This window comes from Sphingobacterium sp. BIGb0165, from assembly GCF_024810095.1.
Taxonomy (GTDB): Bacteria; Bacteroidota; Bacteroidia; order Sphingobacteriales; family Sphingobacteriaceae; genus Sphingobacterium; species Sphingobacterium detergens.
This window is the reverse complement of sequence record NZ_JANUEB010000005.1, coordinates 55,503-80,800: the sequence shown is the minus strand read 5'-3', so window position 1 is coordinate 80,800 and position 25,298 is coordinate 55,503. Positions and strand designations below refer to the sequence as shown.

The window sequence follows — 25,298 nt, the reverse complement described above, 5'->3', positions numbered from 1 at the left end:
CTGTTTTCACGCTCCTTTAGAAATTTAAACCAAGTGTAAGTCTGTAGGCGGTACGATCCTGATAAAAGCTGCCTGAAGGCATGATCAGATTACCCTCAGTCTGGATGTAAACGTATGGTTTTGCCTTTTCTTTTATACGACGCGAATAGCGGATAGGCACCTGCAACGCCAGTACATTCGCCTGAAACCAAGCTATATCCCCCATCTCCAGCTGATTTACTATAGGGTATTCCGGGAAATTACCTTTATATACATAATCTGCTGCGATGTTATGACGATAAGACGCCTCGAGGCCCAGCATCAGCACCTGCGCTAGACGCGGCGATAAACGCAGCTGCCTTGCCGCTGTCAGTTGATATAAAAGTGTTTCCGTTTTCCTGTAACTCCCCGGTATGTTATAGCGGTCATCCGTCTGTTGATATTGCAGGCCAACATTAAATTTCCAATCATATCCAATTTTACTTTTTTTAAGAAAGGTATAGTTTACTTCAGCGGAACGGGCTTTATAGGTTGACCTGACATCCTTGGACAGGATATCCCAATAATTTTGATTTTCCTGGTTTACCCTTTTTACAACATACTCTATCCCCTTCATTTCGCGAGACCAAAAATTGGCGTCCAAACGGTGGAGCTGCGTATCATTTTCCTTCAAGAATGCGGTGTTGACAGACAGGATTTTTCTCGAGACGGTGCCTACCGGCATTGGGTTACTATATGAACTGTTGACGTCTTCGGCTTCCCATCTATAACTTCCACTGAATAGTGCACGAATGGGGCCACTGTATTCATAATGAAGTCCAAGTCCTCTCGATTCATTTTGGTAATTATAGACTCCCCCACCACCGAGCGCCGCGACAGCATGTCCCAAGCCCAAGAGGGAGTAATATTGTTGGTTTACATATACATTCACCAGAGACTGTGAAGACTCCTCTTTTGTGTCCTGATAAATAAAACTCGTCCCTAGGTGATGTCTTCCATTGTGATACATCAGACTTGGGCTCAGGTATAGGGAGTAATAATAATTTTCCGACCGGATGTCGCGCTGTTTTGCACCTGATGATGCATTATAGCGACCTTCCAGTCCCAAGGACCAATGGTTATGATATATTGGGGAGGCAATTCTGAAGTCGAGTGCATAATGCTGATTACGCCAGTCACTCGCATTTGTATCGGCTACCAAATAGGGCATCCCCCGATAAGGGTCGATGATGGAAGCATTAAAACCGACCTGTCTTAAATTTTCCCGGGAATAGCCAAATCCTCCTTCTACATAAAACTTACCAAGGGTAATATTGCCCCAGGTAGAGAGAGATTGTTCATCCCCTGACTTGGGCTGCTGTGGACGACGATAATTGCCGCTGTAAGCATAATGACCAATATTCAATGTTGAGTACCTTATGATGGTATCCAACCTCAGCGCAGCTGCACTTCCCTGATTCTTCCAGAGCCGGCGTTGTTCGTTTAAGAAGGCCTTTGCCGGATCCAAGGGGTTCGATGGCTCCTGCGCCAAAACATTTGACCCCAACAATAGACCTATCAGGGTTATATATAGATTATTTAAAGAGGATTTCATTGTTATTCATTGCTATTTAACTGTATTCATTTACCTATTTTGAAGGGCTCCAGCTGGGCTTTTTCTCGCCATTTCTTCTGAACTGCGGTATGACATTGCGTTCAAAATCATCCGTACTGTTGTTGGTGTCCATAAAAAAAGGTGCACCATTATTTTTTTGCTCTCGCACCTTACGTGCTACAGCCTGTCCGATATAGGTAGCCCCGACATAGGTCATACCTGCATCTACTTCTGCCGGGACTCTTTTGGCGGTGATCATATTGGCGTTGTGCCCTGCCTCCACGGCATCCCAGAGGTAAGTACGTGGTATCTTGGCAAACAGCTGCGTACCTGTGGCACCAAGATTACGCGTTTTCAGGTTATTGTCATTCACAGGATCCCAGTTTCCCCCCTCCGGTACACGAAAGATCACATAGGCTGCTCCAAATACCGAGGTCAGGTACTGTGGTACAGATCCTTTTGAAGCATTTCCATTGTAAAACACGTGCTGCATATCCAAGGCCGGCTGGTTTGGAAAATTAGGGTTGTCCATATTAAACTCAAATTCTGCCGTTGAACAGTCTATCGGTGAAGCCCGATTATATTGTGCAAGTTTGTGGTTTGCTGCAAACTGGGCGATATCAATGGATTCTCCTGGTAGCAAAGGAAAATCCTTTCCTTTACCTGGGATTTTCCAGACCCGGTCAGCATAAACATATTTATTCCCATCCTCCACTGGCCATACCGGGAGTACTGTCGTTGCAATAGTCGGTGTCAGGGTCGCAAAGTGAAGGCCATCCAGGTAAACGATTTCTTCGGAATTATTATAGATCTCATAAAACTGATCCCTAAAATAGAATGGTGCCGATCCACAGTAATAAATCTGGCTAAAAATCAACGGGCTCTGTTTGAGCCCCCCCACCTGCAGATCGAGTGTTTGATCATTCGTTACAATCGCATAATTTACAGCTCCGGCATTCAGGTAATAGGAATCATCCAGCTTATCTTTTTTTAGGCCTGCAATATTGATGCTGTACAGTCCCGGAGGTAGACTATCCATTACTGCTTGTCCATTTTCTATTTTTCCTTCCCGGACAATGCCTTCCTTAAAATTGGTAAACTTAACGGCTAATCCATCTAGGTCCTCGATGCTGGGTACTGTTGACCTTGCATTGACCTGAATACGGTAGTATTGTACGGCATCCACCTCCAGCGCCGTATTGATCTTCTTACAAGATCCAAAAACCAGGAGCGATAATCCCGCGAGTATGATATATACTTTAACTATTGACATGATTTGAAATTTGTGGTTATAGTTTGAACGACAGCTCCATCCCGAAGTAGTACGGAACATTTCTGCGGTAATAATAGCCTTTGACCCTTTTCGATTCGGCAATCTGGTAATGCCTGAACATATTGTTTGCAAAGAATGAGATTCGCCCCATGTTGCCGATCTCCTTACTGACATTGATGTGAAAAGAAAGTAAGGGGCCGAATGATTCCGGTATAGCATCCAATTGATTTACATTGCGCAATAAAGGTTTAAATTCCGGATCTGCACGTTTTGTTGCATCAAAATCATATACCTTACCATCCAATTTAGAAATGTATTTTACCGGAATGGAATCATTACCAAACTTATCCCAGTTGCGCTCATTCCAGATCACCTGGGTCCGCAGTGTGACCACAAAACCTATTTTGGGTATATTGTGTGTTGCAGTTAGCGTCGAAGTGATTGACTGTGCATAAGAACGGTTCATATTCGTATCATAAAGCGCGATATGAGTACGTCCGGCCCCACCGGTGGTACTGTTATCATCAAAATAATGATAGTCGTTTGAGTAGCTTTCGTTGCGGATCCAGGCACCGTTCAGTGCAAACTCCGTACGGATCTTTTCAAATCTTCCGAGCGCAAGGTCAAGCTCTATGCCCTTGGTCATCATTTGTCTATTATTTGTCGGCACATTGAATTTGGCAAGAACAGGGTTGTTTTCAGCGATCTCATAAATCGGTTTGCGCTCATCACCAGTCCTTCTATATTCGATATAGTTTACCGGGCGGAAAGAATTTTGTGTCAGTCCCATGCCATAGCCATTTTTCAAATGATCACGGAAGGCTGTTATGGAAAATTTCTTTTTACCAAAGATCAGGTCTGTTCCCAATTCTATCCGCTCATTTGAAGTAATTTTGAGCGAGCTATTTGCTGTTTCAAATGTGCGTGTCGTTGTCATGAAAATACGTTCCTCCTCGGGGATGAAAGCATCTGCCATTTCATTGATGTTGATGTATTCAAAGTAAGCAGATTGTGGATATAGGTAGAGCAAGCTAGGCGCTTTTGCGAGCTTTCCGTATGCGCCGCGGATGTTCCAATGACCGGGGATCAATTCATAATCCAGATTGAACCGCGGAGATACCGCCTGTTTAGCCGTGGAGAAAATATCGTAGCGCACACCCGCCGAAAGATAAAGCTGCCGGTCGGCGATACGCGCTGAAAACTGATTTTCGGCATAAAGTCCCAGCTGGTTGAATGCCGGAATATCACTAAAAGTACGTGGGCGATAGGTTGAATTTACATAAGAAAGATTGCGGTATGGCGGTGTCGTTGGGGAGAACACCGTTCCTTTACCATAATTTTTATTGATTCTATAATCTGCACCGACGGACCACTTATTTTCAGTATGCCCGATTTGATTGAAAAAAGTTGCTTTGGCTTTAAGGAAGGAGCTAAATTCTTTTCCGTAAATAGTGTACATCCCGAGATAAGTACTTGGCAGATAGACCGCATAAAGGTCCGTATTCTTGTCCCCATGTGTGTTGAGGATGTTTCCATCCACATCATAGATGGGCACCCCTGGTTTGTTGGTTAATCGGACACCATCATCCGTTGTCATTGAATAAGGGGCAGTTGCCGAAGTCTGTTGCTCCTGCGCAAAGGCTTTTTTGTCTGTATAGGCAACATTGGCCACATAGTTTATGCTCTTCAGCCATTTCCCCACAAAAGAGACATCCCCCTCCGTATTGAAGGATACGCCAAGATCACGACCGTCGGAAGCTTTCATGGTTACCAGATCATCCGGGTTTTGTGTACGGGAGTCTTTACCATACAGTAATGTAAAGGTCGAATTGGACCGCAACCTTTTGTTAAAAAACGAATTGCTGTATTGGCTACTGGCATTGAATCGTTGATAATACAGGTACGATTGCACGGGATCATCGGTATTTTTGGCATAATCCAAGGCGATATTCAAGGCACCGGCATCCTGGCCAAGCGCCAGGCCTTTTGCCAACGAAAATTGATAGACGTTGGAATTCGTTTTTGCGCTGACGCGCAGCGGCGTTTGGCCCGCTTGAGTTTTGACGATGACCAGTCCACTGCTGATATCACCATGTTCTACTCCAGGCACACCCCGTATGACCTCGATGGATTCTATATTATCCACAGCGACCAACCTAGTGTCAAAGCCCCCACTGGGGCTGGCTCCTCCAGCCAATGCAGCCGTATTCCCAGATACAGTCGCAGCCATTGTCTGCAGATTGGCATTATTGTTTAAAGGTGCTCCATTGATCAGAATACCTGTTCCGAAGGCATTGGCATTACTATTCGCTCCGACGACATTGCGGATATTGAGCTGTTTGCTACCCGTGAGATCCTGGTTTGTGACGGTTCCTCCAGGTAGCAGTGCCATAACATCCGCCAGGCTATTTGCCTGCAGGTGGTTGAGCGCATTTCGGGAGAGCAGGGAGGATGTTCCATTACGGCCACTTTCGTTTTTTGCGGTCACATCCGCCTGCTGCAGTCTAAAACTCGCCAATTGGAGCAAAAGATTAAGATCAATATTCTTATTTTCGACAGCAACCAGGGTATCCAAGGAAACCCGTCCAACATAAGAGACCTGTAACTGTAATTTTCCAGCGGGAATGGATGAAAAATCGAACTTGCCATCCCTATCCGTCGTCGTCGTAAGTCCTATGTTCTTGATCACAACAGTTGCATTTGCCAGCGGCTTTCGGCCAGTATCAGATTCCTGCCCATAGACCCGACCAGTCATCCGAAGGTTTTCCTGTGCGAGCACCTCGGTAGAAAAGATACTCGCGAGCATCCCCACTATACATGGTAGATACCTTGTTTTTTTAACGATCATTTTTATTCGGCTAATTTTTGACAAATATAAATTTAAAATTTGTAAATGCAACAATATTGCTTTTATAGATTTACTTACCTATATTTGCCTTATAACAAATGATCTAACATTTTTAATTTCATCATCAATGCATATTATTCTTATTGTATCTATCCTGTTTTTATCTCCTTTTCTAAGTGGACTCAGTGTCTTATTTTTAAAGAAAGGCAATTCCAATTTTCTTAAATTGATTCTCTCTTTTAGTGGCGCCTACTTGTTTGGATTGACGGTACTTCACCTTATACCCGATGTATATGGGCATGCAGGAAGCAGTGGCGGGACTATTGGACTTTATATTCTTGGAGGCTTCCTTTTTCAGCTTTTACTGGAGCATTTTTCTCAGGGAGTTGAGCATGGACATCTCCATGTAGAAAAAGATGCGATCGGGTCTTTCCCGATTGCTATTCTCGTAAGTCTATGTCTGCATGCCTTTTTGGAGGGTATGCCTTTGATAAGCACCGAGCGGAGTCACCTTGTTTTTGGCATTGCCATCCATCACATTCCCGCCGCATTTGCTTTGGGCACATTACTGTTGGCCGCTGGATCATCAAAAACCGTTTTGTTTATTTCTGTTTTGGCTTTTGCAATCATGACCCCGGCGGGCTTTTTGACCAGTCGTTTCCTCAGCGAAAATGCCGTTGGCAACCTAGCATTGTATTTTGACAAGATCATGGCTGTGGTGATCGGTATATTCCTGCACGTTTCTACCACCATTCTGTTTGAATCCGGATCCCCTGACCACCATGTTTTCAATAAAAAGAAAATGGTTGCTGTCTTGCTGGGTATTATACTTTCGCTAAGCAGTCTCCTATTTGGCGGCCACAGTCATGCCGGACATGATCATGATCATGAGCATACAACATCTGAACAGCACATACATTAAAAAAAGGCAAAATGAAAAAAATTACATCCTTCCTCACAACGATCATTATCCTAACGATCGCTATCGTCAGCTGTAAAAATAAGGTAGAAGGTATCAATCAATTCCAAATCCGCAGCAGCAAAGGCGATGCCCATGTTTTTGTCGGAGAAGATATCAATTGGACATCAACAGTTTATTTTAAAAATAAGATTAAGTCTGTCGAAGTTAAGCTGACTTCTGCACATGCAGGTCGTTGGTCATTTGAAAAAATTTATAACGAAGAATTTAAAGGTGAAACTGAATACCGTTTTAATGAGGTCATTACACTTCCGCCGGACCTTCCGGTTGGAGAATATGGATTTACCATACAAGCCATTGACAGTAATGGTGAAACCGACGAAAAAACAATCAAAGTAAATGTATCCGTAGATAGCAGCAGGCCTTTCGCATCTACATTAGACGTTGGCATCAATGCTAAAAAAGATAATTTACATCTCGAATCCCATATCTCTGCGCCCAAGAAGGTGCAGCATATTAAAGTTTACATCAAACAGAATGCCTTAGCAAAAGAATATGTATTTGAGGGGAAAAACATCGCTGGTGAAATCGACTTCACCTTCCATGAGCATGTGGATGTGTCGGATTTTCCCCCGGGCAATTATGAAGTCATTCTGGATATCACCGACATGAACGGTAAAAGCGCTCAGACGAAAGGTTCCTTTCAAAAGTAAGTGTTATCTGAGATGCTCCATGATGCTTTGCGACGACTGTAGTTTTGTCATGCGGTTCAATTTGGCACAGAATGTGTATTACTTTAGACTCATAATTTAGGTTTATAATTGGTTAGTTTAAAACGCTTGCATCTCCCCGGTTCAAGCGTTTTTTATGCTTTTATGCTGGTAGCTGGCTCATCGCAATTTTGTAATGTCAATAGTGACACAAATCCTATTTTTATCCGCTCACTTCATGCTCATGGAGCAGTTTTCGGTGTTTGTTTCCCCACTGGCTAAGTTGGGCCCAGATCGGAATCAGTTCCTTGGCCACTTCCGTCAACTCATATGTTACCCGAGGTGGTACTTCTGCATAAACCGTTCTTTTGACCAAGCCATCCCGTTCCAATTCACGCAATTGTAGCGTAAGCATACGCTCTGTAATCACCTTTATTTGATCACGCAGTTCACTGAACCGCAATGCGCCGTACTCAAGTTTACACAGAATAAGTAGTTTCCAGCGCCCCCCTACTTTGCAAACGGCATAAGTGAGATCACAAGACGCTACTATAAAACTTTCATTCAACATATTTGTTGAACTTTCCTTTCTTTTACCCATTACTTACAAATTTGTTAGTATCCTACAAATAGATGCCTACCCCACAAAAGTAAATATTACCCGATAATTTTGTTTGCACAATTAAATTATATGATCATGTACAAACAAATATCTACGATTGCTGCTAGCCTAGTATTGTTAAATAGTACCGCACAAACGCGGTTGATGAGCGAGAGGCTAGATCATTTATCGAACCAACTTCTTGAAAAAAAAGAAATCGCGGGCGTCAATGTCCTCATTATAAAAAATGGAAATACCGTGTATAATAAAGCACTGGGTTATGCGGATCTGCAAAGCAAAGCACCTTTAACCACCAACCATATCTTTCGCATTGCATCCCAAACAAAAGCAATTACCAGTGTGGCTATCATGATGCTCTGGGAAGAAGGAAAATTCTTATTGGACGATCCGATCTCAAAGTATATCCCCACCTTTAAGGATCCGAAAGTACTCGACAAATTCAATCCTAGCGACAGCAGTTATACGACAACGGCAGCCCACAGGGAGATTACCATTCGCGACCTGCTATCTCATAGTTCAGGCATCGCTTATCCAATGATCACAGATGATCCCCGCATACAAGCCATCTATACCAAAGCGGGTGTACTATCCGGTATAGGAAATAAGGCGGTATTGAAAGATCAAATAGAAAAACTGGCTAAAATGCCTTTGTTACATGAACCAGGTTATAAATTCACTTATGGCCTAAATACAGATGTTCTTGGTTACCTTATTGAAGTGATCAGTGGTCATTCTTTAGATGAGTTCTTCACCGAGCGTATTTTTGAACCACTAGAGATGACTGACACCCACTTTAATATTCCCCTAACAAAAGCCAACCGACTGGTTTCTGTATCGAAGAAAACAACCCATGGATTAGAGAAAACCATCGAACCTATCTACGAAAATAACGCGGTAAATTACCCTTTGCTCAGCGGAATCATCTTATCTGGAGGCGCGGGGCTGAGTTCAACTACTGCGGATTACGCCAAGTTTTTACAAATGCTTCTCAATAAAGGCAGTTATAAAAATAAGAGGATCTTGGGTGCCAAAACCATTGCTCTGATGACCAGCAACCAGCTTTCAAAGGAAGCTATCACCCAGGGCGATCCCAATTTCTATTTTGGCCTTGGATTTTGGTTGGTAACACCCGAAAATAAATTTATCCACTCGGCCAATGTGGATACATTTTTCTGGGGCGGAGCTTTCAATACGCATTATTGGGTGGATCCACAGGAAAACCTAATTGGTCTTGTTTTTACACAGGAATACTTGCCTGCATCCTATTGGGATCTTGGCACCCGCTACAAAAACGTCATCTATTCTTCGTTTTAGCCATTAAGAGCTGCTCATCCACAATTTTTATCACATGAAAAAATACGCCTACATTGGAGCCTTGGGCTTCCTCGCTATCATAACGACAGAGTTTGGCATTATCGGTATCCTTCCACAGGTCGCCGAACATTATCACATCAGCATCGACAAAGCAGGTTATCTGCTGAGTGCCTTTGCCCTGGTCATTGCGCTGACAGGACCATTTATGACCTTACTCGCTTCGGGATTTGACCGAAAGAAAGTCATGTTAACTGCTATTACAATCTTTCTAGTCACTGGGCTGGTCTCTTCTTTCGCTCCTCCTTTTTGGCTATTGCTCATTGTTAGAGTGCTACCCGCATTCCTTCAGCCAGTCTATATCGCCACCGCCTTATCCGTAGCGATTTTACAAGGCAACAAAAAACAAGAAAACGAATTTATGAGCATCGTATTTAGTGGTGTAGCAATCGCTATGGTTACGACAGTTCCCTTGGCCACATACATCGCCAGCCTCTCTTCCTGGAAGTACTCTTTTACCATACAGGCCATTGTCAGCCTCATTGCCCTGTGCGCCATTTACATGACCATTCCGTCCTTGCCTGTAAAAGAGAAAAAATCCTTTGGGAGCCAACTAAAAATATTGACCAAGCCCATCTTTCTCGTCAGTACAGCCATGAATTTTTTTATGATCGCTGCCTGGTTTTCCACCTACAGTTATTTTGCCGAATATTTAAATAAAGCAAAAGCGATGGATGGCACGATGGTCAGCTATATGCTGTTTGTATTTGGTATCATTGGGGTGATTGCCAACTGGGTCGCGGGGAAAATGCTTAATCGAAATATTACGTTTACTACACTATTTTTTTTATCCGGTACACTCATCATTCCGCTCTTGTTAAACTTTTCAGGAGGTAACACCTTTGCCACCATTTGTACGATTGCCTTATGGGGTTTTCTGTATTCACCCAGCTTCCTCAATGCGTCGACCTATATGATTTCGTCGGCTCCAGAAGCATTAGAATTTGCCAACAGCCTAGCCACCTCCTTTGGGAACCTTGGCGTAACATTGGGAACGACCGTAGGCGGTTGGCTCATCGTTTCCAAAGGCGTAGAATTTTCTCCCTGGCTCACGATGCTCTTCGGTTGCCTCGCATTTTTGATGATCGCCTTACGACAATTTTTAGAAAAACGAACGATAACAAAACAACAAGAATGTTAGAATTGTATTTCCTATATAAAGATATTTGTTTGCATATAGAGGGCAAGAAAACTAATACCACCTGCTATCCTGCGATCTGAAATCATAAAAAAGGTCGGATCAATTGCTGCTCCGACCTTAAAAAAACTATCCTTTAATCCTACGTATACCTTCAATCTTTGTATATCTTCATCTAATGAACAGTATCAAGGGAAGATTAGTTTTAATAAATGTTCAATAAGTCTGCGATGTAAATGCTAATTTACATACAATCTAGCTCTGATGCAACGAATAGGTTTTCTAATAGCGGCTGTTATGGGGTAACATCAAATGTTTTCACTTTATATCTATTTCTTGGCTTCGGTACTAGCAAAAGTTACTGGAATTTCTTTTCCTACTTGTGTAGAAAACCAAAATCCGCTTAAGCTTCCATATGTATTTTTAATTCGGAAAAAGTTTTTGCGATCTTGTTCAATAAATAGCAAATATCCATTTTCCAGTGCTACGATTTCAGCAAAAGATTGCTCCTCTTTGTTTTGATATTGATAAGTGGTTTGATCGTACACAGGATCTTCTTTCCAACCGTTTACTTTCCAATTAAGAATCATCTTTCTACCATTAATGGTGGTTGAAAAGGTAGTTTGTTCTAGCAATGGTAATTCAACTAAAGCTGCGGCGCTATCAGCCGATGCTTCTACCGCTTCTGTGGCAACAGTTGCCGCTTCAGCAGCAATAGGATCGCCCGGTTCTTCTGCGATAACAAAATCTTCAAAATTACCATCGAAGGCTTTTAGATCTCTAAACAGACCACCATACCACTGCTCTTTAAATTGAATTAAATCAACATAGCGCAACACATAATTCTCCGCTTTGTCCCTGTTGCTTTTGACCCAGATAAAACCGCTGTATTCTATAATACCCTCAGAATTTTTGGCTTTATTGTTATCTGATTTGATTTCTTGGATGTACAAATCTTGCCAGTTGATTTCCCCATTCTTAACCTCACAAAAATCTTCCAATATTTTTCCCATCATTTTATAATATCTGCTTTCGTTGTACACCTCGACTAGGTCGGACGTACGGGCATCAAAATCACCAGTGCTGATACTGATTTCGGAAAATGTTTGTTGATCGGGCCACAATGTTTTGAAAGCCTTCGCATCACGGTTTTTTATCGCTTCAAATGCTTTGTGCAAATGTTTCTCGGGTGCTGTATTTTGCGCCATCGCTATTGTATTTACCAGCATAACTAGTACGAGTAAGAGGTATTTTTTCATAAAAGAAATAAATAATGAATTTTTTAAATATAAAAATATTCATCCCTGAGATGGGTAGCCATTTAACATTCGTCGTATTTCTTTTAAGATTCGTGTTGTTTGTGAACAAGGAAAAAGAGTAAAGCGTTACGAGGCTCTACATGCTGAAAAATAAACCCATGCCATAAAAAACACCTGTAATGGGATTCTATACCACAAATAGAGCAAGCCATCACCTTCATAATTAGCCTTTTCCATATTGACATGTAGCATGCTTGCATAAATATTAAAAGGCAGTAACAAAACGAAAAATAAGATAAGGAAAACCCCTGCTTTTTTTTGGTATCTAGGAACCAGTAGTAAAATTCCCGCTATCATTTCAACGATCCCAGTAACATAGACAATGGTAGGTCTAAAAGGTATATATTCCGGAATCATCAAGAGCATCCCTTTGACATAGACGAAATGCGCAATTCCCGTCGCCAGCAACATGATGGTCATTGCAAAACGCGCTGCTAACGCGAAACGATATTCCTTGGCCATCATCTTTAAGATGATGAGGGATATCAAAAAAACAATTGGTAAAATAGCTTCAGGCATTTTATTTTTAAAATTGCAATTTTTCACTTCCTGAAACAATGAACAAATGTTAACTTTTGCAGTGCCTCAAGATCTATTTAAAAACTAAAATAAAATAGGCTGGGGAGTTAACATCCAGGTTCAAGATGCATTTATTCCTGAACAATAAAAAATGTAATAAATACCTGGGGTGAATTAAATACCTAAATCTTGGATTTTTCAAACGATCGTTGGTTACAGACTGTTTTTCGAATAGATAAAAATGATAACAAATAACAGTATTATGGAAAACAACATCAATAATCCGGAAATTATCAATGACATTATCAAAATTAATAACGATCGTATTGAAGGCTATCGAAAAGCAATTGATCTGGCCACCAGCCATGGTTTAGATAAATTGCTGCCGACATTTCAGAACTGCATTGAACAATCAAATGAATTTATTGCCGAACTGACACCATATGTAGAACTGGAAGGCAAAGAACCGACAGACAGTACGATGCTTAGCGGTAAGCTATTTAGGGTGTGGATGGGCATAAAAGTAAATGTCACTGGTGACGACGAAAAAAGTTTGCTGGAAACCTGTGAACAAGGAGAAGATGCCTTCAAATCGACTTATCAAACAGTCCTAGCTGAAGGATCGAATGAGCTTTCACAACATGTGCATAGTCTGATCAATACACAACTTAGTAAACAACTTGAAGCACATAATATTATCAAAATGATGCGCGACAGTAAAGTAATCTAAGCTTAAAGTTTTAGAAAAACAACTACCGCTGCGATTTGCGTTTCGGTAGTTGTTTTTAATTTGCGTGCCGCAGCAGACTCTAGCCCATACTGCAAATCCTTCCATACCTACAAACGAAATCTGCTTAATCTCCAGCCCATAAGCAGAATCAAGAAAAAACCAACAGCCCAAAGGCACTTCGTAGATAACAGGATGTTACGGCTCTTTTCATGCCTAGTCTCCTATTGTTTTCCCACATCATTCTTCCCCACCAGCTCCTGTAGCTGCTTGCTGCTACACCCTTCCGACTCCTGCATGAGTACAGTCCCCCGCTGTACAAACAGTCCGCTATCCGCATGTAAGTGATACGCTCTGTTCTATTTTCTACAAAAGAGAAGGCCTGTTTGTAGCAATGCAGCTACAATAAATATGTTTAAACATAAATAGATAAATCACTCTTAAAATTTCCTTTAAATTTGTTTTTATTAATCAAATTAACATTAAAATTACAATAAAATTAAAAATAATTTAACATAAATTTAATAAATACAAAATGAAAAAGAAAGAAAACAACTTGATCCTTGGCTGTAATACACCTGTTTATGAAGCACCAAGTATCCAGGTTCAACAGCTTGCATTAGAGTACAGTATTTCGACAGGTTCAGTACAGCCAGCAATCACAGAATCCTGGGAAACCGAAACTCAGACAAAAGAATTGGACTGGTAGCACTTTTAGGAAATTTAGCCTATCCAATACCAAGATACTCCATTTAATGAAACAGTGAAGCTTTCTTGGAGACGGCTGCAATTCGTTTAAACTGGATATAAAATAGCAGAATTTAAGATTTTTTTTAAGAAAAGTAAGAATATGAAAAGTAACATAAGGTATAGCTATAGTAGCCTTTTATTTGTTTTGGTTATACTTATCAATGCCTGTAGTAAAGAGCACTCAGATATTACCGGAGCAAATGGTTCCACAGTACGATTAAGTATAGGGCAGACATTTTCTTTGCCGGATGACAAGAGCAAAATCGCTGTGACGGGACGACGTATAACCGGCGCGTCACAGTCAAAAGAAATCGCTTATAATGACCAATACACACTGGTCGCTACGCTAAGAGAAGTAGGACCACAAGCCTCTTATCCAAAAGCTTCTAATAACAAATCGGCAGTACGTGCAACAAGTGAACAGAAAGCGCTAAAAGAAGGCACTTCTTATTATGTCGCGATTTTTGATGCTTTAGGTGAATACCTAGAGACAAAATCATTTAAACAGGGGGAAGGCGTAAAGGATTTTACAATAGACAACGGTAAATATACCTTCATCATCTATGCTTCTGGTACAAATGCCCCGTTACCCTACTTAAATTCGGGAACTAAATTGAATACCGCAAAATTTGAACAATTGAGCGCAGATCAGGACCTGATGATCGATCAGATTCCTTTTGAGGTAAAGGATGGCCAGAATGAACTTAATGCAACATTAGCCCATCTTTTTACGCAAGTTACGTTGAAGTTGGACGCTTCGGCGGTTGGCGAAATTAGTATTGGAGGAGGAACCATAAGCCCTTCACATGCCAAAGGATCTATTGATGTCTCGCTTGCCGATAGAACACTCTCTTATCATGGAGAAGTAGAGTCTGTACCACTTGTATTCCAAAACAAGAGCGGCAAAGTTATTTATTCAGATTCAACATTTATTGCATCTGCTGCAACGGTAAATGGCTCAGTCAAACTAAGTAATGTATCCGTCAATGGAAGCACCCCTAAAGATGTGGTACAAGACGGCTGGAATCTCCGTCCAGGTGTAAAGTACGCGTTGGAGATTAATTTCAAGGCACCAGCTGATCCCTCTATACCATTGGCCGGTACGAATTGGAGTATAGGAGATCTAATTTACAGAGACGGGATCTACCAATTCGCGCCTCCCAGCGATGAGAGTATTTACTATACTTGGTCGCCATCACCAGCCGATCAGACGGAGGCTTTTTGGTATATGGATTTTGACGATAGCGTCAAAGGTATGCGGATGTATCGTGTAAACGGATCCTATGCACAAGAGCCACTTGCTGTAGCAAATCAGGATCCATGTGCATCAGTAAAACCATTAAATTCATGGCGACTTCCGACCAGTGACGAAATCGTTGCCTTAATGTCCAGTAATACTAAAATATACCATGCAAAATACGATACAGGAAATAATAGTTATCTGAAGACAGGGCTGTTTTTTGGCGTTGATTATCAGCCTGAAAAACCCGAAATGGATAAGTATTTATATTTCCGATCTTTCTACTTTATCTCTGCTGGGATGTATCGTTTTGCGCCAACAACTCAAAGTGCCTACCTGCTTGCCGGAAAAAAATACCTGGCCTTTGAGCAGCCTTATAGCGACGACAAACGGACTACTTTAGGTAATTATGAGATCAAGCCGCTGACATTTAGGCCAAGCTCATCAGCCCCTAGTGAGGCTGTTAGAATTCGTTGTGTTAAAAATAAATAGTTCAGCGCGTTAGTTTTTTAGCCCTTTATCCACATACACGAAAGCAAATATAAGTGATCTAAAAAGTTGAAGTCAAGCGGATAAAATAGGCGATCTATACAATTATGACGCACACAGTCGTATTTGGAGAAAGGATTTTTCAGAAAAAAACTGAACTTAGGGCTTCGATAGCTAGCAACACCGGGTGTCTGCCAATGGAAGTATGTAAAATTAAAATAGGCTAGGGAATCAATCCCTAGCCTATAAAAAATACAATTAAATCTACTGCCTACGGTAATCGAATAACCAGTGTCGGAACAAAAAGGTTTTAACAGATTTTAGAAATTTCCAGCTTATAGAAAATACAATCGCTAGTAATCCAATTAGCAAAAGATTTGGCAATGATAGTGATAGGCGCAATAGCTCACTGACTTTTGTACGTTTACTCCAGTGCAGACGCCAACTCAATCGCGCTCCTCTGTCAAAGCCATCTTTGCAATCATCGTATTAGGACCTTTTGAGGTATTCACCTTCAATTTCAATACACCATCATTTGAATCTTCTCGCATCACATGCAATTTAATCCATTGTCCGTCCTTATCGTGCCGGCCTAAAGTATATTGCCTCCCTTCAAATTCAATATCCGCCTGGCGCCCCAGATTATTCCAATCGTGAAAAAAGACATAGAACGTACCGATCATGCCCTGTGGCACTTTTAAGGTCACTTCCATTTGTTTCCCCTGCCAGGCCGAGGCGATCGCATCTTTCCAGACACCATCTGCTTTTACATTGTAACTCGTTCCTTTATTGGCTTCACTCAGATCCAAAAGACTGGACCAAGCCACATTTTGTTCCATAGCTTGTGCCTTTTTACCCGCCTCTACATATAGCAGCGCATTACTGAAAGCTTTCGGTGCCACACTTTTTAGAGGCTCGATGAAGACAAACATCTTTCGTAAAGAATCCAATTTTGGCTCATAATCAGGTGCAAACTCATCCGAATCCATATACTTTGCAATACTGGCTTTCAACTGCTGGCTTACCGGATTGTTCTTATCCCGCAGGTTAAAACCCGTCACCAGCAGTTTCCCTTTACCAACCTTTAATTCAAAAATGGAAGCCAGCTTATTATTGCGATGAAAATCATCTATCGGCTGGGCAATAGGCCTATAGTCAGCCGGAAAATCATTGATGTAAAACCCCTTGGCTCCTTTATAGATTGCCTGCCATTGCCAGTTGCTGGACGCATCTGTCGGAAAGTCAGCAAAAGCAGGATGTTTGTCGCGCAGCAGAAGACCGATGGTATTGATGCCCTGTCCCGGAAAAAAAGTAAGTGACCAATACAGAGGATAGAAGCTGATCAGGTCTGCCGTGGCCACATTTCCGAGGTCAGCGGCATCCAGCAATACCTTGCCACCCGCATTTAATACTTGCTCTGCCTTCGCGTCGAAGCGGTCGGTTACATAAACATTCTTCGTATGCCCCTTCAACGGAGGATATACCCATATTTCCCAGCGATTTTTGTTGGGCCGGTCTTTCAGGCCAACCTCCACCGTCAGTTTCGTCGCCTTTGTGATCCCAGAAAAATCGCTGTTAAAAGTCCCTATAATCTCTGAACTCCCCGACCGGAATACCTGATTTGAGAAATCCCCAGATGAAAGTACATGTGCTGTTTCATCGTAAATCTTCCAGTAAACCCCATCCTGGATATTTGTCTTACCATAGTGTGCGACCTGTACTTTAGCATGAAATGTTTCTTCTGACTGCCATACAAATTTAGGCAGGCGTACTAACATCACTGTGGTATCATGGTGCATCCTAAATTCCTCTGGAGTTGTAATTCCCTTGCTGTCGTAGAAAGCGTCAAGCCAGCCAATGAGTGCTTCCCCCTGCCCCTGGTAGTCCTGCATGCTTAACAGCTGTATTCCGGCAGCCGAAGGTGTACGAAGAAAAGACTCGATCTCATTTTTATACATCAGCTGATTGAGTGCTCCGGATGCTTGCACAAAAGCTTCATTTTGAGATTCCAACTTGTTTTTTCGGGCTTGTTCACGAAATTGTTCAAGATTTCTCGCTTTTAATACGCCTGTGTATTTCTTTATTTCATCCCATCTGGGGTATACCGGCCATTGACCAATTTCATGCGCAATAACAGGAATTTTGGATTGACTATACACCTTTTCAAAATCCCAATCCGTAGTAGCACCACGTAGTCCCCTCGTACCACCAAGTTTGTCAATGTAATGGGTGACGATAAACTGATCCAACTCGGTTATCTTTCGCGCTGAGGAAACCGCATATAATCTTCGCGGATCTTTTTCCTTAAAAGGCTTCAACCAGGATTCCATGATCTGAAAGTCCGAGTTGCCCAATTCGTTTCCGATGGCCATTGTTGTAAAAGAGGCATGATTTCCGTAATTAGCCAACATCGTAGCAATCTCCTTTTGTGCAAATGAATCGGCAGAGGCATTATGACCAAGACCTTTTGGTCTTCCTTTGGTGTTCATTTCTTCGCGTCCTGGATTGTCAACAGCCATCCACCAGTCCAGCCAGATCACTTCAGGCTGTAAGTAAAGACCGATCCGGTCTGCTGCGACAAAAGCCGCCTGTGGTGGACACCAGGAATGAAAACGGACATGGTTCAATCCGTATGCCTTATAAATACGAAAAATCCGTTCCCATTCTTCGACATCCGTTGACGGGTAACCTGTCAATGGGAAATGTACACAGTCCAAATTTCCACGCAAAAAAACAGGCCGTTTGTTTACCAGAATCTTTGATCTTGAAGCACTGATTTCACGGAAACCTATTTCCATCTCCTTCACATCCAACTGTCGGTCTTTCTCATCCAGCAGACTGACCGTCAATGTATAAAGATTCGGATCAATATCATCCCATAACTGAATTGACTCGGGTACATTTTCCGTCATTTCGATTGGCTGTTTCGCTGACAGCAAAGTGATCTTCCGAGTCCCCTGAAATACCTCTATGCCGCTGTTGCGTTCCCGCAAAGTGTAGGCCAGCTTGACGGTCCTTTTTTTTCCGTCGACGTTCAGCAGGGTATCCTTGAGCTGAAACCCTTTTGGCGCTATTGATGTGAAAACTTGGGGATTGAAAAAATGCACTGGATTTTTTGCAATAAGTTCAATTTTACCGACTATACCGTTCCAGACACTTTGGGTATACTCCGTATACGCATGCCCTTTATCCCCAATGTTATAAATCATATCGTTGTTGACACGGATGGTCAGCCGGTGCCTGCCTGGGCTCAGCACCCCAAGTGAATACAGATGTGGCGAATTTAAAGCGTCTCTGGTCGAAATCTGTTTGCCGTCCACAAAAAGCATGGATTGCCACATCACACGTTCCAGGTTTAAAAACAGCTGCTTATCTTTCCAGTCCTTGGGCACCATAATGTCGCGCTGATACCAGGCAGGTCCATAATATTTATATTCGCGGGTTAATATGCCAAAGTCCGAGCCGACTGTTTTTGTCCCATATTTAGCTTCATCTGTTGTCCCCGGTAAATGTATCGTCTGGGTAAGATTCCGTTCAGACCACTTTTCTTCTAATCCTCTATTTTCCTCGTCCAGACTGAAGCGCCAAGATCCGTCTAAATTTTGTTTGTTCTGTGCAAATAAATGAATTGAAATGATCCAAAAGAAAACTCCAAAACATATGGATAATCGTTTCATAATTGATGGATAACTTAAATATAGATACAAAAGAACTCATATTAACCATATTCGCGATGTAGAAAAATAGTAAAAACATGTAAAATATACCTTTTTCTATATGCCGTTAATCACTAAACGTCCACCCCTACTGCGCAAATTCTTCATAAAAATTTAACAGTTTACAAATACAGTATATATAAACATTGTTTAGTATTACAAAACCTATATGTATTTATAATAAATGAAAAAGATAGCAACATATTATGTTTTTAGCGGTGCCAATACAGCACTTGTCAAAGTCGAACAACCTATTCCGGAATTAAATGCCGGTGAAATATTGGTTCGTATACGATACACCACACTCTGCGGCAGTGATCTGCATACCTATTGCGGTTTGCGTAACGAACCTAGTCCAACTATTTTAGGGCATGAAATTGTCGGAGTTGTCGAAGATATTTCTCCATCCCATAGCGGACTTGATGCTCAGGGCAACTCGCTTCATATCGGGGATCTTATCACCTGGACAGTATTTTCCAGCGACCCCAGCACGGGCGTTTACCAATCCGAAACACCTCAAAAAAACGACAAGCTCTACAAATATGGCCACCGTCAGATTACTGAAGAGGACAATCTGCATGGGGGGCTGGCCACTCATATTATCCTTCGTCCCCATACTTGTTTACGTATACTGCCCAAAGATATCTCTTTGGCTGTAGCAGCGACAATCAATTGTGCTGTAGCAACGTCGGCCGGCGCGCTTAGACTTGCAGGAACAATCACAGGGAAAAACATTCATATTGCTGGTATCGGACTATTGGGATTGGTCAGCATTGCGATGTGCCGGGAATTGGGTGCAAAAAATATTATTGCATCTGATATTAATCCTGCCCGTTTAGCGATGGCGAAAAGTTTTGGAGCCAGCCATACCATCGATCTTAGCGAAACGGAAGAAAGCACTTTACTTCAAGATATTTCGGTCGATCGATTTATTGACATGAGTGGCTCGCCCGAAGCCATGGAATTGGGCATCGAAACCTTGGCCCTCCATGGCTCCGCCATCTTAGTGGGAGCAGTATTTAATCAACGCAAGACTGGAATCGATGCCGAAAAGGCCATCCGAAAAATGCTTACAATAAAAGGATTACATAATTACAACTATACAGATTTTTCCAATGCTGTCGATTTCATTATCGAAAACTGGCAGAAGTACCCTTTCACTTCACTGATCGAGCGTGAATTTCCACTCGAAGAAGTCAATGCGGCAATAAATTATGCGCTTACACAGAAGCCGATTCGGGCAGGTCTAGCTATTTACACGCCAATAACACAGATCTAATGGAAAAGAAATTCAGAAAAGATCAATGGAAGATGTTGTTTGTTACCATGTTTTGCTACCTGTTCTTTTATACGGGGCGCCATAATTTTGGCTGGGCTGCCAGTGGCATTGCCAAAGAGTTTAACATCAGCTTCCAACAAGTAGGCTGGATCAGTTTTGCGATGCTGATGGGGTATGCTATTGGCCAATTGATCAACGGTAACCTCGCCGATCGACTGAGCCCCAAAATGATGATTATCACAGGAGGCGGTGTTTCTATTCTTTGTAATCTCGCTATTAGTTTTGCCAGTTCATATACAGTTATTCTTGTTCTTTGGACATTGAATGGTTATTTTCAATCCATGGCCTGGGGATCTGGGGGTAAGCTGATTTCCAACTGGTGGAACAGCTCCGAGCGAGGCAAAGCCTTTGGTTTTTATACCATGGCAGCGGGAAGCTCTACTGTGCTGACGTTTTTTATGGCATTGATTCTCGTCCAGCAGGAACAAAGCTGGCGTAGTCTTTTCAGGTATCCTATCCTATTGCTCGCTGCAGCATTGCTCGTCTTTTTGACAGTCGCCTATAGCGACCCCAAAAGGAAGGGCTACATGATCGGGGATGAAGAAGGAGAATCCGTAGCAAAACAGGAAAACTGGAAGCAATCCTACCAAAAAGTATTTCAGAACCGCAACTTTATGATCGCCTCCTTTGCCATCGGTTTTCAGAGCATGGCACGCTATGGGCTGATCTTCTGGGTGCCTATTCATTTTTTGGGGAACAACTACAAAGCATCTTCTGGCAATATGTGGCTTACACTACTTATCCCTATCGGTATGGCTTTGGGAGCTGTTTCCTTTGGCTATATCTCAGACTTCATTTTCAACAAAAACAGAAGTAAATCCATCTGTACAGGAATGATCATCAGCTGCATCATCGCCATTCTTATTTATTGTGTCCCCATTCACAACCATCTTTTGATCGGCATACTGATGTTTAGTTCGGGTTTCTTTGTCTATGGACCACAGGCCAACTTCTGGACACTAAGTCCGGATCTACTGGGGACCAAGCTTGTGGGCACAGGCATAGGCATCATGAATATGTTCGCCTATGTTTTTGCTGCCATTGGCGAGCCTTTGTTCGGTAGGCTAATTGATTTCACAGGCAATACCGCCAATATATTTCTATTTGTGGCCCTTATCTGCGCTATATGTGCTACAATCATAAGCTTTGTCAAAATTAAAAAGCCAACAGTTAACCAACAAATTGATCACAGCCTCAGCAGTACGCATTCAAATTATCCGGATTCTCAATTCTTAGAAAACCAATACAAACATTAAGATCATACCTATGAAAATGAAATCATTACTTTTAGTCCTATTTGTATCTATCTGCATGCACGTAGATGCACAGCGTATTGTCATCATCGCCCTAGACGGCTTGAGTACCGAGGGGTTCAACGCGTCAAAACATCCCAATATCGACAAATTGTTTGAAAAGGGATTAATAACACTCAGCAGCAGACCCGTAATCCCATCTGTGACCCTACCCAACTGGACAAGTCACCTTACCGGGCAAGGACCCGAAGAGCATGGTATCACCGCCAATAATTGGACATTGGCAAAGCACCCGCTCAAGGCGATCGAAACAGACCCTGATAGCTATACACCATCCATATTTAAGGTACTGAAAGATAAAAAACCAGATTCAAAAACTGCATTCTATTATAACTGGGCCGAACTCATCAATCCGATCAATAAAAAATACCTCGATGAAGTTTCCTTTGAGGAAAACGATAAATACCAGAACAACTATGCGAAAGCGCTGAAATTTATTAGTGAGAACAGGAATGATCCTACGCTGGTATTTTTGTACAGTGTACACGTTGACCATGCCGGTCACAGACATGGCTGGATGTCACCCGAATATGTTTCGGCAATCGAAGAAGTCGATGGCGAAATCGGCCGTTTTATTTATAAATTAAAGGAACAGCGACTTTATGACGACACCTATTTCCTGTTGCTTTCTGATCATGGCGGCATTGCTAAAGGCCATGGCGGTGTCACAATGAACGAGATGCAGGTCCCCTTTGGCATTACTGGCAAAAAAATCAAAAATCTGGGCGTTACGGCGACGTTCTTTAACAGCAACCGGAATACCTCCTGGATATTGGCAAGGCTCTTTGGACTGAAAGCAATTCCCAGATCGTGGACCGGAATCGCCCCCATAGAAATTTTTAGGTAGTCAAGCTCAGCTCAAAAGCGCCAGCATCCACAACTGGCGCTTTCACATTGATGATATCAGCTAAAACTGTAGATTGTAACTTTTTCCGGTTTTTGTATTAAGCGTTTTAATTTGATTTCCATATTTTACCGTACAATTACCGCCTTTGCGAGACATCGGCTTTGCTTGTTTTAATACACCTTTTTCCCATGTCAGCGTTTCATCGGAAGACCAGTATATAATACACTATTAACTGCCACGAATTGCATTAAAAAAAATCTTCCGAAATTATTTTGAATTTAGCTGTCTACAAAATATTGCTTACAAATATCTTCTGAAGGCAATTCATTTGGTCACATTAAACAATTTTAAAAGTTTTCTAACAAAATTTAAAAGCTCTTTTGTAACGTTTGGGCTAAATTTACCTGCTAAACAAATACAGAGAAAACGATAACATTCCCCAATTAATATGAAAAAGAAATCTGTTAATTCCAGCCGTATACAATGATAATATAATTGAAACCCAAACTATCCGATAAATTATGATAATCTTTAAAAAGAAATTAAGTTATTTCTGCCTCCTTTTGTGTATGTTCTATATGGAGTTGGGAACAGCACAGCAAAAAATAGATCAATCCAGCTTTCAAAATATCAACCTCGATTACCCGGGATTAGAAGCTGTAAAACATGCCGTTGTTCAACACAAATTTGATGCAGCAGCGACCCTGCTATTAAAGTACTACAAGACAAAACTCAGCATCAACAAACCAGATTTTAGTAATATGGAGGTCGCAGTCGATACACTGGGTCCACTTAGCGCTACAACGCGCGAAACGGCAGACCATGCCCTCAAACATCATTTTAAAACGCAGGAAAGCTACGGTTTTTTTGATTTTGGAAAGGATATCAATTGGCAATTATGGCCAGTCAAGGACAATGAAGTTCGCTGGCAGTTACATCGGGTTAAATGGTGGCTACCGATGGCGCTCGTCTACCGCAAGACCAAAGATGAAAAGTATGCCAAAGAGTGGATTTATCAATTTGATGATTGGGCAAAAAAGAATCCTTTGGGACTATCAGCCGATAATGACCGATTTGCATGGCGGCCATTGGAAGTTTCTGATCGTATCCAAAGCTTGGTCCCGATAATCAGTATCTTCATTCAATCCCCTAATTTTACACCTGAATTCCTTATGCGTGTATTAAACAGCTACCATCAACAGGCCGACTATTTACCGAACCATTACGCTCAGGAGGGCAATCATCGGCTATTCGAAGCCCAACGTGTCCTTTTTGCAGGCGGTTCATTTCCTGAATTGAAAAATGCCAGTAGTTGGCGAGAAAGTGGTATTGAGGTGCTAAATGCTGAAATAAAAAAACAAGTCTATCCCGACGGAGTTCAATTTGAGCTCTCCCCGGTATATCATGCGGCGTCCATCGATATATTTACCAAAGCCTACCGAAGTGCACAAAATTTTGGTCTCGAACATGAATTCCCCGCTAGTTATAAAAATACAATTGAAAAAATGGTAATGGCCTTTATCAACATCACTTTTCCAAATTATAATCAACCCATGTTTGGCGACTCTTGGATCCGAAAAAAAGAATTTAAACTCAAACAATTTTCATCCTGGGCCCAGTTATTCCCCGAAAACCCTTTTATCCAATACTTTGCTAGCGACGCTAAAGAAGGAAAAGCCCCCAATTGGCTTTCCAACGCCTCGCGTAACGCTGGATTTTATACATTTAGAAACGGGTGGACAAACGCTTCAACCATCCTCATACTAAAAGCAAGTCCTCCAGGAGAATTTCATGCCCAGCCAGACAATGGAACTTTTGAGCTATGGGCCAATGGACGCAACTTTACACCAGATGCCGGCTGTTTTGTCTACAGCGGAGATGCAAAAATCATGGCGAAAAGAGACTGGTTTCGACAAACACGTGTGCACAGTACGCTCACGCTTGACAATCAAAACATGGTTATCACCAAAGCGCAACAAAACAAATGGATAACAAGCGATGACTTAACCGTATTAACCTATACAAACCCAAGTTATAACCAGCTGGACCATCAGCGCACCGTACTTTTTGTAGACCAGAAATACTTTATTATTATCGATAAGGCCATTGGAAGCGCAGCAGGAAAATTAGGTATCCATTATCAGCTTAAAGAGGGGAGTACAGCAGATTACAACAAGGAAAAAAACACTGTCCATACGACTTACGCAGATGGCAATAATCTCCTTGTACAATGTTTTAATCCAAAGGTCAATCTCAAACCGGAAGAGGGGAAAGTGTCCTATAGCTATGGGGAAGAAATTGATCGGCCTGCATTTGTATTTGAAAAGGATAAAGAAAGTAAAGAAGATGTAAGCACATTTGTGAGTATATTATATCCTTATCAAGGAAGTCAGGTACCTAAAATTTCACTATCCGAAAACGAAGGCAATAATTATAAAAAAGGTACTTTGGACCTTAACCTCAGCATTAATGGCAGCGCCAAGTCATTAAAAGTGAATATAAATCCGTAGATATTAACGCAAAAAGCACATTAACATCCTCCGTAAAAAAGAGACCTATATGGGTTTCTTTTCTACAGAGGATTC

18 protein-coding genes are annotated in these 25,298 nt (G+C 41.9%); 11 read left to right on the top strand and 7 right to left on the bottom strand.

All coding sequences use genetic code 11. The annotated features are described in order from the left end of the window. Positions 1-16: 16 nt before the first annotated feature. Genes M2408_RS12420 through M2408_RS12410 form a run of 3 tightly spaced genes read right to left on the bottom strand, consistent with a single transcriptional unit; the run spans position 17 to position 5,694 of the window. On the bottom strand, positions 17-1,573 hold the full coding sequence (locus tag M2408_RS12420) for a DUF6850 family outer membrane beta-barrel protein (protein ID WP_259182230.1): 1,557 nt from the start codon (positions 1,571-1,573) through the stop codon (positions 17-19). A gap of 34 nt (positions 1,574-1,607) precedes the next feature. After that, on the bottom strand, positions 1,608-2,846 hold the full coding sequence (locus M2408_RS12415; RefSeq protein ID WP_259182228.1) for a DUF4876 domain-containing protein: 1,239 nt from the start codon (positions 2,844-2,846) through the stop codon (positions 1,608-1,610). 16 nt (positions 2,847-2,862) lie between these two features. After that, complete coding sequence (locus M2408_RS12410; RefSeq protein WP_259182227.1) at positions 2,863-5,694, bottom strand: TonB-dependent receptor; 2,832 nt, start codon at positions 5,692-5,694, stop codon at positions 2,863-2,865. Positions 5,695-5,821: 127 nt separating this feature from the next. Here M2408_RS12410 and M2408_RS12405 point away from each other — a divergent pair, with 127 nt between their 5' ends. Next, entirely contained in the window at positions 5,822-6,616 is a 795-nt protein-coding gene (locus M2408_RS12405) for a ZIP family metal transporter (RefSeq protein ID WP_259182225.1), read from the top strand. Between the two features lie 11 nt (positions 6,617-6,627). Further along, positions 6,628-7,326: a DUF4625 domain-containing protein gene (locus tag M2408_RS12400; RefSeq protein ID WP_259182222.1), complete on the top strand. Its 699-nt coding sequence runs from the start codon at positions 6,628-6,630 to the stop codon at positions 7,324-7,326. A gap of 220 nt (positions 7,327-7,546) precedes the next feature. Here M2408_RS12400 and M2408_RS12395 read toward each other — a convergent pair whose 3' ends face one another. Further along, complete coding sequence (locus M2408_RS12395) at positions 7,547-7,924, bottom strand: helix-turn-helix domain-containing protein (RefSeq protein ID WP_259182221.1); 378 nt, start codon at positions 7,922-7,924, stop codon at positions 7,547-7,549. A 96-nt stretch (positions 7,925-8,020) separates the two neighbouring features. Between M2408_RS12395 and M2408_RS12390 the strand changes: the two genes are divergently transcribed. After that, a complete protein-coding gene (locus tag M2408_RS12390) occupies positions 8,021-9,259 on the top strand; it encodes a serine hydrolase (RefSeq protein WP_259182219.1) in 1,239 nt (412 codons plus the stop codon). Positions 9,260-9,293: 34 nt separating this feature from the next. Beyond that, positions 9,294-10,457 carry an MFS transporter gene (locus tag M2408_RS12385; RefSeq protein WP_259182216.1) on the top strand — a complete coding sequence of 388 codons (1,164 nt, stop codon included), beginning with the start codon at positions 9,294-9,296 and terminating at the stop codon, positions 10,455-10,457. A 326-nt stretch (positions 10,458-10,783) separates the two neighbouring features. On the opposite strand, the gene M2408_RS12380 is transcribed toward M2408_RS12385, so the two are convergent. Both M2408_RS12380 and M2408_RS12375 read right to left on the bottom strand, forming a co-directional pair. Then, positions 10,784-11,713 (bottom strand): hypothetical protein, encoded by a 930-nt coding sequence (locus M2408_RS12380; protein WP_259182215.1) that lies wholly within the window; start codon positions 11,711-11,713, stop codon positions 10,784-10,786. Between the two features lie 126 nt (positions 11,714-11,839). After that, the gene (locus M2408_RS12375; RefSeq protein WP_259182213.1) at positions 11,840-12,292 is read right to left on the bottom strand and encodes a hypothetical protein; all 453 of its coding nucleotides are present in this window, start codon (positions 12,290-12,292) and stop codon (positions 11,840-11,842) included. A 262-nt stretch (positions 12,293-12,554) separates the two neighbouring features. On the opposite strand from M2408_RS12375, the gene M2408_RS12370 reads away from it, so the two are divergent. The 3 genes from M2408_RS12370 to M2408_RS12360 all read left to right on the top strand — a co-directional run bounded on the left by M2408_RS12370 (position 12,555) and on the right by M2408_RS12360 (position 15,501). Then, positions 12,555-13,022 (top strand): PA2169 family four-helix-bundle protein, encoded by a 468-nt coding sequence (locus tag M2408_RS12370; protein WP_259182211.1) that lies wholly within the window; start codon positions 12,555-12,557, stop codon positions 13,020-13,022. A gap of 532 nt (positions 13,023-13,554) precedes the next feature. Next, a complete protein-coding gene (locus tag M2408_RS12365; protein ID WP_259182210.1) occupies positions 13,555-13,728 on the top strand; it encodes a hypothetical protein in 174 nt (57 codons plus the stop codon). Positions 13,729-13,869: 141 nt separating this feature from the next. Beyond that, the gene (locus M2408_RS12360) at positions 13,870-15,501 is read left to right on the top strand and encodes a hypothetical protein (RefSeq protein ID WP_259182208.1); all 1,632 of its coding nucleotides are present in this window, start codon (positions 13,870-13,872) and stop codon (positions 15,499-15,501) included. A gap of 443 nt (positions 15,502-15,944) precedes the next feature. Here M2408_RS12360 and M2408_RS12355 read toward each other — a convergent pair whose 3' ends face one another. Further along, the gene (locus M2408_RS12355; RefSeq protein WP_259182206.1) at positions 15,945-19,175 is read right to left on the bottom strand and encodes a sugar-binding domain-containing protein; all 3,231 of its coding nucleotides are present in this window, start codon (positions 19,173-19,175) and stop codon (positions 15,945-15,947) included. A gap of 223 nt (positions 19,176-19,398) precedes the next feature. Between M2408_RS12355 and M2408_RS12350 the strand changes: the two genes are divergently transcribed. The 4 genes from M2408_RS12350 to hepC all read left to right on the top strand — a co-directional run bounded on the left by M2408_RS12350 (position 19,399) and on the right by hepC (position 25,223). Then, positions 19,399-20,493 carry a zinc-binding dehydrogenase gene (locus M2408_RS12350; RefSeq protein ID WP_259182203.1) on the top strand — a complete coding sequence of 365 codons (1,095 nt, stop codon included), beginning with the start codon at positions 19,399-19,401 and terminating at the stop codon, positions 20,491-20,493. Then, positions 20,493-21,809 carry an MFS transporter gene (locus tag M2408_RS12345; RefSeq protein WP_259182201.1) on the top strand — a complete coding sequence of 439 codons (1,317 nt, stop codon included), beginning with the start codon at positions 20,493-20,495 and terminating at the stop codon, positions 21,807-21,809. Before M2408_RS12350 ends, M2408_RS12345 begins: the two co-directional genes overlap by 1 nt. Before the next feature lie 16 nt (positions 21,810-21,825). Further along, entirely contained in the window at positions 21,826-22,713 is an 888-nt protein-coding gene (locus tag M2408_RS12340; RefSeq protein WP_259182199.1) for an alkaline phosphatase family protein, read from the top strand. Between the two features lie 521 nt (positions 22,714-23,234). Then, positions 23,235-25,223, top strand: coding sequence for a heparin-sulfate lyase HepC (hepC, locus tag M2408_RS12335; protein ID WP_259182197.1), 1,989 nt, complete (start codon positions 23,235-23,237; stop codon positions 25,221-25,223). Positions 25,224-25,298: the final 75 nt, after the last annotated feature.

Coding starts and splice junctions, on each gene's coding strand:
- M2408_RS12420 (WP_259182230.1), bottom strand. CDS start 1,573: ATGAAATCCTCTTTAAATAATCTATATATAACCCTGATAGGTCTATTG.
- M2408_RS12415 (WP_259182228.1), bottom strand. CDS start 2,846: ATGTCAATAGTTAAAGTATATATCATACTCGCGGGATTATCGCTCCTG.
- M2408_RS12410 (WP_259182227.1), bottom strand. CDS start 5,694: ATGATCGTTAAAAAAACAAGGTATCTACCATGTATAGTGGGGATGCTC.
- M2408_RS12405 (WP_259182225.1), top strand. CDS start 5,822: ATGCATATTATTCTTATTGTATCTATCCTGTTTTTATCTCCTTTTCTA.
- M2408_RS12400 (WP_259182222.1), top strand. CDS start 6,628: ATGAAAAAAATTACATCCTTCCTCACAACGATCATTATCCTAACGATC.
- M2408_RS12395 (WP_259182221.1), bottom strand. CDS start 7,924: ATGGGTAAAAGAAAGGAAAGTTCAACAAATATGTTGAATGAAAGTTTT.
- M2408_RS12390 (WP_259182219.1), top strand. CDS start 8,021: ATGTACAAACAAATATCTACGATTGCTGCTAGCCTAGTATTGTTAAAT.
- M2408_RS12385 (WP_259182216.1), top strand. CDS start 9,294: ATGAAAAAATACGCCTACATTGGAGCCTTGGGCTTCCTCGCTATCATA.
- M2408_RS12380 (WP_259182215.1), bottom strand. CDS start 11,713: ATGAAAAAATACCTCTTACTCGTACTAGTTATGCTGGTAAATACAATA.
- M2408_RS12375 (WP_259182213.1), bottom strand. CDS start 12,292: ATGCCTGAAGCTATTTTACCAATTGTTTTTTTGATATCCCTCATCATC.
- M2408_RS12370 (WP_259182211.1), top strand. CDS start 12,555: ATGGAAAACAACATCAATAATCCGGAAATTATCAATGACATTATCAAA.
- M2408_RS12365 (WP_259182210.1), top strand. CDS start 13,555: ATGAAAAAGAAAGAAAACAACTTGATCCTTGGCTGTAATACACCTGTT.
- M2408_RS12360 (WP_259182208.1), top strand. CDS start 13,870: ATGAAAAGTAACATAAGGTATAGCTATAGTAGCCTTTTATTTGTTTTG.
- M2408_RS12355 (WP_259182206.1), bottom strand. CDS start 19,175: ATGAAACGATTATCCATATGTTTTGGAGTTTTCTTTTGGATCATTTCA.
- M2408_RS12350 (WP_259182203.1), top strand. CDS start 19,399: ATGAAAAAGATAGCAACATATTATGTTTTTAGCGGTGCCAATACAGCA.
- M2408_RS12345 (WP_259182201.1), top strand. CDS start 20,493: ATGGAAAAGAAATTCAGAAAAGATCAATGGAAGATGTTGTTTGTTACC.
- M2408_RS12340 (WP_259182199.1), top strand. CDS start 21,826: ATGAAATCATTACTTTTAGTCCTATTTGTATCTATCTGCATGCACGTA.
- hepC (WP_259182197.1), top strand. CDS start 23,235: ATGATAATCTTTAAAAAGAAATTAAGTTATTTCTGCCTCCTTTTGTGT.